The sequence below is a fragment of the Streptomyces viridosporus genome (assembly GCF_002078235.1).
GTDB classification, from domain to species: domain Bacteria; phylum Actinomycetota; class Actinomycetes; order Streptomycetales; family Streptomycetaceae; genus Streptomyces; species Streptomyces viridosporus.
The window spans coordinates 1-12596 of the sequence record NZ_MSGP01000074.1; the positions used below are offsets into that span (position 1 = coordinate 1).

At 74.3% G+C, this 12596-nt stretch carries 10 protein-coding genes; 3 read left to right on the forward strand and 7 right to left on the reverse strand.

Features of this window, described 5'->3' with window-relative positions:
- Window positions 1–370 (forward strand): hypothetical protein (locus B7L92_RS05360; protein WP_081236333.1); only part of this gene is annotated, 370 nt, incomplete at its 5' end.
- Between the two features lie 76 nt (window positions 371–446).
- On the opposite strand, the gene purH is transcribed toward B7L92_RS05360, so the two are convergent.
- Window positions 447–2009 carry a bifunctional phosphoribosylaminoimidazolecarboxamide formyltransferase/IMP cyclohydrolase gene (purH, locus tag B7L92_RS05365; protein ID WP_081236334.1) on the reverse strand — a complete coding sequence of 521 codons (1563 nt, stop codon included), beginning with the start codon at window positions 2007–2009 and terminating at the stop codon, window positions 447–449.
- Window positions 2006–2644, reverse strand: a complete 639-nt coding sequence (purN, locus tag B7L92_RS05370; RefSeq protein WP_081236335.1) for a phosphoribosylglycinamide formyltransferase — start codon at window positions 2642–2644, stop codon at window positions 2006–2008. Before purN ends, purH begins: the two co-directional genes overlap by 4 nt.
- A 372-nt stretch (window positions 2645–3016) precedes the next feature.
- On the opposite strand from purN, the gene B7L92_RS05375 reads away from it, so the two are divergent.
- Complete coding sequence (locus tag B7L92_RS05375) at window positions 3017–3790, forward strand: hypothetical protein (protein WP_081236336.1); 774 nt, start codon at window positions 3017–3019, stop codon at window positions 3788–3790.
- Window positions 3791–3887: 97 nt separating this feature from the next.
- Here B7L92_RS05375 and B7L92_RS05380 read toward each other — a convergent pair whose 3' ends face one another.
- A complete protein-coding gene (locus B7L92_RS05380) occupies window positions 3888–5666 on the reverse strand; it encodes a cell division protein PerM (protein ID WP_255310761.1) in 1779 nt (592 codons plus the stop codon).
- A gap of 96 nt (window positions 5667–5762) precedes the next feature.
- Here B7L92_RS05380 and B7L92_RS05385 point away from each other — a divergent pair, with 96 nt between their 5' ends.
- Window positions 5763–7109, forward strand: coding sequence for a helix-turn-helix domain-containing protein (locus B7L92_RS05385; protein WP_081236337.1), 1347 nt, complete (start codon window positions 5763–5765; stop codon window positions 7107–7109).
- A gap of 94 nt (window positions 7110–7203) precedes the next feature.
- On the opposite strand, the gene sucD is transcribed toward B7L92_RS05385, so the two are convergent.
- The 4 genes from sucD to B7L92_RS05405 all read right to left on the reverse strand — a co-directional run bounded on the left by sucD (window position 7204) and on the right by B7L92_RS05405 (window position 12480).
- Complete coding sequence (gene sucD / locus B7L92_RS05390) at window positions 7204–8088, reverse strand: succinate--CoA ligase subunit alpha (RefSeq protein WP_004984280.1); 885 nt, start codon at window positions 8086–8088, stop codon at window positions 7204–7206.
- 21 nt (window positions 8089–8109) lie between these two features.
- Window positions 8110–9291 (reverse strand): ADP-forming succinate--CoA ligase subunit beta, encoded by a 1182-nt coding sequence (gene sucC, locus B7L92_RS05395; protein WP_004984282.1) that lies wholly within the window; start codon window positions 9289–9291, stop codon window positions 8110–8112.
- Window positions 9292–10001: 710 nt separating this feature from the next.
- Entirely contained in the window at window positions 10002–11057 is a 1056-nt protein-coding gene (locus B7L92_RS05400; RefSeq protein WP_143626240.1) for a hypothetical protein, read from the reverse strand.
- Window positions 11058–11316: 259 nt separating this feature from the next.
- Complete coding sequence (locus B7L92_RS05405; RefSeq protein ID WP_081236339.1) at window positions 11317–12480, reverse strand: VWA domain-containing protein; 1164 nt, start codon at window positions 12478–12480, stop codon at window positions 11317–11319.
- Between the last annotated feature and the right edge of the window lie 116 nt (window positions 12481–12596).

A 12596-nucleotide genomic window follows, 5' to 3' on the forward strand; every position in this document is an offset into this window, starting at 1 on the left:
CCTCGCGGCGGGCGCCGTCGTCCTCACACCGGCGAGCGCGTCGGCCGCGGACGGCTGCTGGGGGAACGCCGGACCGAAGAAGGGCCCGAACGGCGCGACGTACACGGCGCGTTACTGTCACAACTACCAGGCGGCCGACATCGGCGTGGGCGACACCAGGACGGGTCACCTCTACGCCGGCGACAACTGGTTCGTCTGCCAGCAGAAGTTCGCCAACGAGAACCCGCCGGTCGGCAGCGCCCGCAACAACTGGTGGCTGTGGACGCAGGGCGACAAGGCCTACGCGAACGGCGGCTGGGGCTGGTTCCCCGCCACGAAGGTGTCCGGCGGCGGCAACTACCAGCCCATCCCGGGCCTGCCCGCCTGCTGACCGGCGCGGCACGGGCGTGCGGCCCCCGGCCCCCTCGCACGGGGGGGCCGGGGGCCGCGCGTTCCGGCGTCCTCGCTCAGTGGAAGAAGTGCCGCGTCCCCGTGAAGTACATCGTGACGCCGGCCTTCCGCGCCGCCTCGACGACCTGCTCGTCGCGGACCGAACCGCCGGGCTGGACCACGGCCTTCACCCCGGCCTCGACGAGGATCTCCAGGCCGTCGGGGAAGGGGAAGAAGGCGTCGGAGGCGGCGTAGGAACCGGCCGCGCGCTCGGCGCCGGCCCGCTCGACCGCCAGCTTCGCGGAGTCGACGCGGTTGACCTGGCCCATGCCGACGCCGACGGAGGCGCCGTCCTTGGCGAGCAGGATCGCGTTGGACTTCACCGCGCGGCAGGCCCGCCACGCGAAGGCGAGCTGCTCCAGCTCCTGCGCGTCGAGCGCCTCGCCGGTCGCGAGCGTCCAGTGCGCCGGGTCGTCGCCCTCGGCCTGGAGCCGGTCGGTGACCTGGAGCAGCGCGCCGCCGTCGATGGGCTTGACCTCGACCGGGCGGGACGGGCGGTCCGGGCAGCGCAGGACGCGGATGTTCTTCTTCTTGGTGAGGGCTTCGAGCGCGCCGTCCTCGTAGTCGGGCGCGACGACGACCTCGGTGAAGATCTCGGCGACCTGCTCGGCCATCTCCCGGGAGACCGGGCGGTTGACCGCGATCACACCGCCGAACGCGGACAGCGGGTCGCAGGCGTGCGCCTTGCGGTGCGCCTCGGCGACGTCCGCGCCGACGGCGATGCCGCACGGGTTGGCGTGCTTGATGATCGCGACGGCGGGCGCGTCGTGGTCGTAGGCGGCGCGCAGCGCGGCGTCCGTGTCCGTGTAGTTGTTGTACGACATCTCCTTGCCGTGCAACTGCTCCGCCTCGGCGAGGCCGCCGGTGCCGTCGACGTAGAGGGCGGCGGGCTGGTGCGGGTTCTCGCCGTAGCGCAGGGTGTGCGCGCGCTCCCAGGTGGCGCCCAGGAAGTCGGGGAACTGCGAGTCGTCGACGGGGGCGTACGCGGAGGCGAACCAGGAGGCGACGGCCACGTCGTAGGCCGCCGTGTGCCGGAAGGCCTCGGCGGCGAGCCGCTTGCGGGCGGCGAGGTCGAAGCCGCCGTTCTTCGCGGCGTCGAGGACGTCGGCGTAGCGGCCGGGGCTGGTGACCACGGCGACCGAGGGGTGGTTCTTGGCGGCGGCGCGCACCATGGACGGGCCGCCGATGTCGATCTGCTCCACGCACTCGTCGGGCGTCGCGCCGGAGGCGACGGTCTCGCGGAACGGGTAGAGGTTCACGACGACGAGGTCGAACGGCTCGACGCCCAGCTCGGCGAGCTGCCGCCGGTGGTCCTCCAGGCGCAGGTCGGCGAGGATGCCGGCGTGGACCTTCGGGTGCAGGGTCTTGACCCGGCCGTCCAGGCACTCGGGGAAGCCGGTGAGCTCCTCGACCCCGGTGACCGGGACGCCGGCGGCGGCGATCCTGGCGGCGGTGGACCCGGTGGAGACGAGTTCCACGCCGGCCTCGTGCAGGCCCCGCGCGAGGTCCTCGAGGCCGGTCTTGTCGTAGACGCTGACGAGCGCCCGTCGGATGGCCCGCTTGTTGCTCTCGGCGGTCACTGGATAACTACCTTTCGTCCCTCGATGCGATAGCCGTTGCGGGCGAGCCGCCCCACGACCTCGACGAGCAGCCTTCGCTCGACTTCCTTGATGCGCTCGTGCAGAGCGCTCTCGTCGTCCTCGTCCCGGACCTCCACCACGCCCTGCGCGATGATCGGCCCGGTGTCGACGCCGTCGTCGACGAAGTGGACGGTGCAGCCGGTGACCTTGGCGCCGTACGCGAGCGCGTCCCGCACACCGTGGGCTCCGGGGAAACTGGGCAGCAGGGCGGGGTGGGTGTTGACGAACCGCCCGCCGAAGCGCGCGAGGAACCTCTTCCCCACGATCTTCATGAACCCGGCGGACACCACGAGGTCCGGCTCGTGGGCGGCCACGGCGTCGGTGAGCGCGGCGTCCCACTCCTCCCGCGTCGGGTGGTCCCCGACCTTGCAGACGAAGGTCGCCAGCCCCGCGCGCTCGGCACGGGCCAGCCCCTCGATGCCCTCGCGGTCGGCGCCGACGGCGACGACCTCGGCCCCGTACGCCTCGGCGCCGGTGGCGGCGATCTCGTCGAGGAGCGCCTGCAGATTGGTGCCGGATCCGGAGACCAGCACGACGAGACGCCTGGCGCGCTCGGCCACGGGCTTGGCGGCCACGGTGGGGCCCTTTCTCGGGGAGCGTCCGTGCGGTCGGCAGCACAGCGCTTTGTGTCTTCGTCCGAATGCTTCGCGCCCCCGGATACGGGGAAGCCTACGAAGCGGCCGACCGTCAGCAACGATACCGGCACACCGGGCGGCCCCCACGGGACGGGGGCGTGGCCGGAAGGTAGCGTCTGGGAAGAGCCGGTTCGGGATCGTTCGGGGTACGGGGGAACGTCACCTGCGCGCCAGGCGTTCACACGATGACGGACCCGGGCCCCAGAGCCGACGGGAACGCGCCGGCTCACCAGCCCAGTCGTAGTCGATACGTCGTGCGAGGCGGCAGCGCCGGACCACGCCGTGCTTCATTAAGGGGAAGACGCTCACTTGATGTCGGACCGCAGCCTGCGATTCCTCACGTTCCCCCAGCAGTCGCCCCAGGGAGGGGAGCGGGACGCCGTGCTGCTGCGGGAGCGCCCCACCTCGCCGCCCGACGCGTCCCGGGACGAGGGCGGCGACGACCGGCGCCGCGGCTCCCAGGACGACAATCCGTTCGCACCGCCGCCGGAGGGCACGCCCGACCGGCCCTGGCAGCCGAGGCACCCGTCCGGCGACGAGGGCGGCGACGACTCCCGGGGGAACGGCGACCGCTCCCCCTGGGGCCGCAACTGGAGCGACCGGCAGCCCGGCCGCTCCCCCGGCGGCTTCGGCGAGCGCCCGCGCGGCCCCGAGGGCCAGGGCGGCGGCCCGGTCCCCGGCCCGCGCTGGGACCCCACGGACCCCGCCCAGCGCCGGGCGCGCTACGCCCTGCTGGGCGGCATGTGGGCCTTCTTCTTCGCCCTCTTCGGCTGGCCCTACGTCGCGCTGCCGCTGGGCGCGTTCGCCCTGTACTGGGGCATCAGCGCCCTGCGGACCAAGCCGCGCACGCCCGACCCGGACTCCCCGGCGCCCCGGCCGGCGGGCCGCCCGCAGACCACGGCCGCGGTGAGCGGCCTGGTGACGGCCTCCCTGGCGCTCGCCCTGGTCGCCGCGTCCTTCGCGGCCCAGCTGGTCTACCGCGACTACTACACCTGCACGAACGACGCGCTCACCCAGGAGGCGAGGGACTCCTGCAGCACCCTCCTGCCGAAGGAGCTGCGCGACTTCCTGGGGACGACCGACTGACGCGCGCGGTGACGCCGCGAGCGTCCGGTCGTCCGGTCGGGTCGCCCGGCGGGCTGCCCGGGGCCGGGCGGCCCGAGGCCCGGGACGGGCCGCCGGGTCACGGTTCGCGGACCGGGCCGGGCGGGGCGGGAGGGGGGCCTGCGGGCAGGAAGTCGTCGTGCAGGAAATCGTCGTGCAGGAAGTCGTAGGGGCCGCAGTCACCGCCGCCCCCGTCCGCACTCCTGCCCGTGGCCGGTGGGGCCTTCGGGGCCCGCGCGAAACGGGCACCCCCGGCCCGTAGCGAGCGCCATGCCGCCCGCGGCCCCCGCGCGGCCGGACGCCCTCCCGTGGCCGCCCGGTCGTCCTCCGGGGCCTCTGTGACGCGGGTCCCTCGGGCCCGAGTCCGGCGCCACGGCACCCGGGGTCGCCGACCGACCGCGGGACCGCCGCCCTTCGGTCCGCCCCCGTGCGGCTCTCCGCGCGGTCCGACGATCCCCGGCGTCCGCTCCGCCCGCTCCGCCCGCCCGTCGCGGGGGGTGCGGCACCGCCAGGCCCGCACCACCAGCGCCGTCACGACCGCCACCAGTCCGACCCAGACCAGCGTCGCGCCCCCCACCTGCCACCACACCGGCCCGAACCGGGAGAGCGCGGCCACTCCCAGCGGTCCGCCCGCGAGCGCCGCGAGCACCGCCAGCAGGACCGCGCACAGCACGGCCGCCAGGACCGCCGCCCGGGCGGTCCGGCGGCGCGACCAGGACGCGCCGGGCGACCGCCCGGGCCGCTCGCCCCGCGGTTCCCTCCCGTCCGGGCTCCTCCCTTCCGGTCCTCTCCCGTCCCCGCTCCTCGTCGCGCCCCGTCCCACGCACCATCCCGTGACCGCCCCGGCCAGCACCGGCACCGCCCCGGCCGCCCAGTTCACCGGTGTGCCCGCCCCCGCGTCCGGTACCGCGGCGAGCAGCGGGAACGGCGGCAGCAGCGGGGTGGGGGCGGAGGAGAGCGGGGTCACGAGGGTGCCGGTGCCGAGGAGGAAACCGGGGCCGAGGGCGTACGCCGCCGCCCACACCGCGGCGTTCGGCACCAGCGCGATGCCGAGCAGCAGCACCGTCAGCCGACCCGACCAGCCCTCGGTGAGCTGCAGGAAGGTCCTCTGGGCCTCCCCGCCGTGCCAGCCCAGCGACACCGCCAGCAGCAGCGCCCCGCCCCCGACCAGGACCGCCGTGCCGGCCACCGCCGCCCTGGCCGCGACGCCGGGGCGGCCGTCCGGGCCGAGGACCAGGTGGCGCGCCTCCCTCGGCAGCACCCTGCCCAGCGCCCGCTCCAGCGGTCCGTTCGGACCGCCGTACGCCGTCCGCACCCCGGCCCCGGCGGCCACCGCGGCGACCAGCGGCACCCACACCCCGGCCGACGCCCACGCGGGCCGCAGCACCCCGCCCGCGGCGTAGAGCGCGGCGGGCACGCCGACGGCGAGGTAGCCGAGGACGACGCCCGCCCACACCGTCCGGCCGGGGGTGAGCGGGGCACCGCCCGTCGCGTCCCCGTCCGCGGCGTCGCGGGCCGCCCGGTGCAGCAGCCACACCGGCAGCGCGAGCAGCAGCAACGGCGGGACGCCCACGGGTGCGGGGAGGCCGGAGAGCGTGTCGGCGCGGACGAGTTCGGCGCCGTGCGCCAGCAGCCACAGCGCCGCCGCGATGCGCAGCGCGCCATCCGCTCCGCTGTCGGGGTAGGGCGAGCTGATCCACAGCAGGATCACGAGCACGGCGAACGCCGCGAGCCCCAGCCCGGCCGCGAGGACGCCGCCGATGAGGCCGGCGGCCAGTCCGGGCGAGCGGCCGCGCATCCGGGTGAGCAGGAGGGCCGGCGTCGATCGGCGAACGGTCGTCTGGATCACGTCCGCCATGCTCCCAACGACACGCGCCTTCTCCGTGTAACGGGCCAAGCTCCGCTGTGTCGCTCAATATACGTTTATGTACTTTCTTGCCCGGAGGGGTGACCGGTGACACGGAGGCCTGCCACCCCCCTTCCCCCACTCGAGGAACGCCGGCGCCTGCGGGAGGCGGGCTCGCTGTCACCCGATCAGCTCGCCGCGCGCCTGGGCGTCGCCCTCGGAACGGTGCGCGCGTGGGAGTCCGGCCGCACCACGCCGCGCGGCCGGAACCGGGAGGCGTACGCGAAGCTGCTGGCCGCCTTGGCGGAGTCCCCGGCGCGGACGGGGGCTCCGGATTCCGCCCCGGCCGATCGCCCTGAGGAGCCGGACGCGGCCGTGGTGGCGGTGGGCCCGGGGAAGTCCGTCTCCGGCGGACGCCGCGGCCGGGCCGCGGCGAGGTCCTCGGCGTTCACCCAGGCGCCCCCGCCGTCCTCACCGTCCTCGCCGTCCTCGCTGTCCTCGCTGTCCTCGCTGTCCTCGCTGTCCTCGCTGTCCTCGCTGTCCTCGCTGTCCTCGCTGTCCTCGCTGTCCTCGCTGTCCTCGCTGTCCTCGCTGTCCTCGCCGAGGGTCCCCTCGTGGGTTCCGCCCGAGGAGGAGGACCCCCTCGGCCCGGTGTCCGACCTGACACCCGTTCAGGCCTTCGACGCGCTGTACGCGTTCTGCGCCCCCTCCCTCGTCCGGCAGGCGTATTTGCTGACCGGCCGTCGCGATCTGGCGCGCGAGTCCGTGGAGCGGGCCTTCCAGCTGGCCTGGGAGCGCTGGCCCGACGTGGCCCGCGACCCGGACCCGGCCGGCTGGGTGCGCGCGGCGACGCACGAGTGGGCGCTCTCCCCTTGGCACCGGTTCCGCCCCCGCCACCGGCGTCCCGAACCGCCGCTCTCCGACGCGTCCGACCGCGCCCTGCTGAAGGTCGTGCTGCGGCTCCCGCCGTCGTACCGCCGCGCGCTCCTGCTGCACGACGGGGTCGGCCTCGGTCTGCCCGACACGGCCGCGGAGACGGAGGCCAGCACCCCGGCGACCGCGGGCCGGCTGCTGCACGCGCGCCGGGCCATCGCCGCCCGGCTGCCGGAACTGTCGGATCCGCTGGTGCTGCACCGGCGGCTGGCCGAGCTGGCCTCCACCGAGCGGCTGCGGACGGCCGGACCGTCGGCGGCGCGCGACGGCTGCGAGCGCCGGGCCCGCTTCTGGACCCGGTTCGCCCTCGCCTTCGTGGTCGTCCTGCTCGGCACCACGGCACTCTCCCTGCGCACCCCTCCGGCCGGCCACGAGCCGTCGGTGCCGCCGGGGGAGACGGTCCGGGACGTACCACCGAGGGTGGCTCCCGGCCCGCTGTCGGAGAAGCAGCGGAAGCTGCGCACCAAGCTCCGGAAGGAACCGCTGCACGGACCGGAGCGGCTGGCGCCGCAGCCGCGGTGAGGCTCCGCGCCGGGCCGGGGAACGCGGACGGGCCCGTCCCCCTGGGGGAACGGGCCCGTCCGTGCCGTGCGGGTCCCGGCCCGCGCGGCCGTGCTCAGCCTCCGAGGACGGCGCGCGCCAGCTTCGCCGTCTCGGTCGGCGTCTTGCCGACCTTGACGCCGGCGGCCTCGAGGGCCTCCTTCTTCGCCTGGGCCGTGCCGGAGGAGCCGGAGACGATGGCGCCGGCGTGGCCCATGGTCTTGCCCTCGGGCGCGGTGAAGCCCGCGACGTAGCCGACGACCGGCTTGGTCACGTTCTCCTTGATGAAGGCCGCGGCCCGCTCCTCGGCGTCGCCGCCGATCTCGCCGATCATGACGATCAGGTCGGTGTCGGGGTCGTCCTGGAAGGCCTTCAGGGCGTCGATGTGGGTGGTGCCGATGATCGGGTCACCGCCGATGCCGACGCAGGTGGAGAAGCCGATGTCGCGCAGCTCGTACATCATCTGGTACGTCAGCGTGCCGGACTTCGAGACCAGGCCGATGCGGCCCGGCTTGGTGATGTCGGCCGGGATGATGCCGGCGTTCGACTGGCCCGGGGTGATCAGACCGGGGCAGTTCGGGCCGATGATGCGGGTCTTGTTGCCCTTCTTGCCGGCGTACGCCCAGAAGGAGGCGGTGTCGTGCACCGCGATGCCCTCGGTGATGACGACCGCGAGCGGGATCTCGGCGTCGATGGCCTCGATGACCGCGTCCTTGGTGAACTTCTCCGGGACGAAGATGACCGTGACGTCGGCGCCGGTCTTCTCGATGGCCTCCTTGACGGTGCCGAAGACCGGTACCTCGGTGCCGTCGAAGTCGACGCTGGTGCCCGCCTTGCGCGGGTTCACGCCACCGACGATGTTGGTGCCGGAGGCCAGCATGCGCCGGGTGTGCTTCTGGCCCTCGGAGCCGGTCATGCCCTGGACGATGACCTTGGATTCCTTGGTGAGGAAGATAGCCATGGTGTTGTGTGACCTCGTCCCTTACTTCGCGGCAGCAGCCAGCTCGGCGGCCTTGTCGGCCGCGCCGTCCATGGTGTCCACCTGCTGAACGAGCGGGTGGTTGGCGTCGGTGAGGATCTTGCGACCCAGCTCGGCGTTGTTGCCGTCGAGACGCACGACCAGCGGCTTGTCGACCTCTTCGCCCTTGCTCTTGAGCAGCTCCAGGGCCTGCACGATGCCGTTGGCGACGGCGTCGCAGGCGGTGATGCCGCCGAAGACGTTGACGAAGACGGACTTGACGTCCGGGTCGCCGAGGATGATCTCGAGGCCGTTCGCCATGACCTCGGCGGAGGCGCCGCCGCCGATGTCCAGGAAGTTGGCGGGCTTGACGCCCTTGTGGGCCTCGCCGGCGTAGGCGACGACGTCCAGGGTGCTCATGACGAGACCGGCGCCGTTGCCGATGATGCCGACCTCGCCGTCGAGCTTGACGTAGTTGAGGTTCTTCTCCTTGGCGGCGGCCTCGAGCGGGTTCGCCGCGGCCTTGTCCTGGAGCTCCTCGAACTCGGGGTGGCGGAACTCGGCGTTGTCGTCCAGGGACACCTTGCCGTCGAGGGCGAGGACGTCACCGGAGGCGACCTTGGCGAGCGGGTTGACCTCGACCAGGAGGGCGTCCTCCTTGACGAAGACCTCCCACAGCTTGACGAGGACGTCGGCGACCTGGTCGGCGACCTCGGCCGGGAACTTCGCGGCGGCCGCGATCTCCTGGGCCTTGGCCTTGTCCACGCCGTCGATGGCGTCGATCGCGATCTTGGCGACGGCCTCGGGGCGGGTGGCCGCGACCTCCTCGATGTCCATGCCGCCCTCGACGGAGGCGATGGAGAGGAAGGTGCGGTTGGCCCGGTCGAGGAGGAAGGAGACGTAGTACTCCTCGACGATCTCCGGAGCGGTCTCGGCGATCATCACCTTGTGGACCGTGTGGCCCTTGATGTCCATGCCGAGGATGTCCGTCGCGCGGGCGACGGCCTCGTCCGGAGTGGCGGCCAGCTTGACACCACCGGCCTTGCCGCGACCACCGACCTTCACCTGGGCCTTGACGACCGACTTGCCGCCCAGGCGCTCGGTGATCTCGCGCGCCGCCTCAGGCGTGTCGATGACTTCACCGGCCAGCACCGGTACACCGTGCTTGGCGAAGAGGTCCCTCGCCTGGTACTCGAACAGGTCCACGCGCTTCCGTCCCTATCAGTGATCTCGCGGTTCGTTGGATGCGTGGGCGTGCCGCGAAGGGCAACGTGACGTCCGCTGTTGTCACAAGGGAGGCGCACACGGTGTCCGAGCGCGCGGCATGTCCATCTCGCAGGTTATCGCCGCACGGCGGGCCTCTCTAAATCGCGGGTCACACGTGAGCGGTGATACCTGTCACATGATGCCGTCCTCCCTGGCACGGCGTGCCGACGGTAAAGGGCCTCACCGGGCTGGGGTTGACCCGGTGAGGCCCGTGGAACAGCCCGGAGGAGCGGCGAACGCCACACCCTCCCGGGGTGCGGGCGATCCGCCTCCACCCCAATGGAGGCCGATCGCCCCGTCCGCGGGGTTTCGACCGGACGCGCCGTCGGCTTTCGGTCGTCCGAGGTCTGATGCCCCGCGGAGTCATTTATTACTCGTGAGTCAGGTACGGGTCGCACGCGGGGTGGCCGACTCGGCGAGTCCCTCGGCTCCGGCCACCGCGTGATCGCGTCACCGCGTGACCGCGTGACCGGCGGGTACGCCCGCGTCGGCCCGGACGCGCCCGGAGGCCGGGGACAGTGGGTCCGGCCGTCGGGGCGTGGAGTCGGACACGGAGGACGACCGTCCGGCCGGCCACGGGCGGGCATCCGGACGGGCGGGTCCGTCATGTCCCCGCACGGACGCGCGCACGGCGGGAGAAGCGGTCGCCCCTAAGCGGGTGAGACGGGGACGTCCCGGTACCGGTCCTGCGTCCCGGCCGCCTCGGCGCGCTCGACGGCGCCGGGGACGAGCCGGGGCGACGGGTGGGAATACGGGGTCACGACGGGTGTGTCGCCGTGCCGTGGCGTGCCGTTGCCCGCCGTCCCGTCCGGCCGGTCGGCGGGAGCGCCGGGGGCGTGGGGTGCCGGGTCGGTGTGCACGGCGCCCCGTGGGGTGCCGTGCCCGTGCCCGTGTCCGTCGTCGCCGCGCGTCGCACCGCCTGCGTCGGCGGCTTCCGGGACGAACGCGACGGGCACCGCGGTTCCAGCCCGTCCGGCCGGGACGGGCGGAACGGGCGGGCCGGACGGGCCGGCCGACGGAGGTATCGGCGGTGTCGATGGCGTCGAGGTGGTCGAGCTTTCCGGCCGCGGAGCGGACGCCCCCGGCTCCGGGGCGGGCGTGAGCGGCGCGGGGAGGCCGTGCCCAGGAACCGTGGGCGCCTCCGGAAGGCCCGGCAGCGGAGCGGGCCGCGTCAGGTCGGGCAGCCCGGGCAGCTCGGGCAGCTCGGGCAGCAGGGGCGGTCTCCCCGGGGACTCGGCCGGCCGGCCCGTCACCGCGCCCACCAGTTCCCCGACCGGCCGCACGGCCCGCTCATCCACGGACCCGGCCAGGGCCCCGGTCGGCGGACGGGCCGGGTCGGCCGCCCCGCGCTTCCGGGAGTCGGCCGGTGCGGTCGGGATGGCCGGTGCGGTCAGGGTGGCCGGTGCGGTCGGGGTGGCGGGTGCGGTCAGGGCGACCGATGTGGCGGCCCGCTGGGCCTCCCCGCTCAGCCGCGCCGTCGGGACGCCGTTCACCGGAGGGGGCACCACGGCCTCGACGGTGTCGGCGGAGAGGGAGAGCGACGAGGTCTCCCCCGGCACGCCGTCCGCCGCCTGTGCCCGCTCCCCGCACAGCATCCCGAGCACGAACACCGCGCCCACCAGCAGCACCGCTTCGAGCGCACGCCGCCCGGCCGCGGCGCGCATCGCGCGCGGAGCGGCACCGGACAACGCTGCTGACCAGGACAAGAGGGGCGGTTCCTCCCGAGCGGCGGGGCGGGGAGAGACGCGTCGCGCGTCGCGTGAGACGTCGAGTGGTCGATTGAGGAGGAGGGCGCCTCACGCATTCGGATTCGAACGGCGCCGATCTTCGCACGCGCCTCCCGAGGGAACGCAAGCCCTCCGTCACCGATGGCCGGTCATGTCCGTTTCGGCCGGCGCGCGACGGACGACGACGGGTGGCAGCTCGCCGCCGACCCGTCCCCCCGGCCCCCTCCGCCGCCCCGGCTCACGCCGTATCCGGTATCGGCAACGGCCGCTTCTCGATCGCCGCCGCCATCACCTCCGGGAACAGGTCGGGCGTACAGGCGAACGCCGGCGCGCCCAGCCCGGCCAGCGCCGCCGCGTGCTCGCGGTCGTACGCGGGCGCCCCCTCGTCGGAGAGCGCGAGCAGCGCCACGAACTGCACCCCCGACGCCTTCATCGCCGCGACCCGTTTGAGCATCTCGTCGCGGATCCCCCCTTCGTAGAGGTCGCTGATCAGCACGACCACCGTCTCCGCGGGCCGGGTGATCCGCGACTGGCAGTACGCCAGCGCCCGGTTGATGTCCGTACCGCCGCCGAGCCGGACGCCGAAGAGCACGTCGACGGGGTCGTCGAGCCGGTCGGTGAGATCGACGACCGCCGTGTCGAAGACGACGAGCCGCGTGCTGATCGACCGCATGGACGCGAGCACCGCCCCGAACACCGCCGCGTGGACGACGGACGCCGCCATCGACCCGGACTGGTCGATGCAGAGGACGATCTCCTTCTTCACCGACCGCGCGGCACGCCCGTGGCCGACGAGCCGCTCCGGCACGACCGTCCGGTGCTCCGGGAGGTAGTGCTTGAGGTTGGCCGCGATCGTGCGGTTCCAGTCGATGTCGTGGTGGCGCGGCCGGTCGGTGCGGGCACTGCGGTCGAGGGTGCCGGTGAGGGCGGCTCGGGTGCGGGTGGCGAGCCGCTCCTCCAGGTCCTCGACGACCTTGCGCACGACCGCCCGTGCCGTCTCCTTCGTCGTCTCCGGCATCGCCTTGCCGAGCGACAGCAGCGTGCCGACGAGGTGGACGTCGGCCTCGACCGCCTCGAGCATCTCCGGTTCCAGCAGCAGGGTGGCCAGTCCGAGCCGGTCGATGGCGTCGCGCTGCATGACCCGGACGACGGAGGAGGGGAAGTAGGTCCGGATGTCCCCGAGCCAGCGCGCCACCGAGGGCGCCGACGCCCCGAGGCCCGCCGAACGCTCCCGTCCCGTCTGCGGCTCGCCGCCCTTGCCGTAGAGCGCGGAGAGGGCGCCGTCCATCGCGGCGTCCCGCCCGGACAGCGCGCACCCGGTCCCGTCGGCCCCGTCCCCGCCGAGCACCAGCCGCCACCGCCGCAGCCGCTCCGGTGCCGGATCCGTCGTCGTGGTCGTCATGCGCCTCTCCCCCTGTGGCCGCCGGTGTCGTGGTGTCGCTGTGGTCGTGGGGCCCTCATCGCACCGCTCCCGCCGGGCCGGCACGCGCTTCCCTCTCGCCCCCGTCACCCCTGTCG

Bases quoted from the DNA above. Each gene is read 5' to 3' on its own strand.
- B7L92_RS05375 (WP_081236336.1), top strand. From the start codon at position 3,017: ATGTCGGACCGCAGCCTGCGATTCCTCACGTTCCCCCAGCAGTCGCCC.
- sucD (WP_004984280.1), bottom strand. From the start codon at position 8,088: ATGGCTATCTTCCTCACCAAGGAATCCAAGGTCATCGTCCAGGGCATG.
- B7L92_RS05405 (WP_081236339.1), bottom strand. From the start codon at position 12,480: ATGACGACCACGACGACGGATCCGGCACCGGAGCGGCTGCGGCGGTGG.
- B7L92_RS05380 (WP_255310761.1), bottom strand. From the start codon at position 5,666: ATGGCGGACGTGATCCAGACGACCGTTCGCCGATCGACGCCGGCCCTC.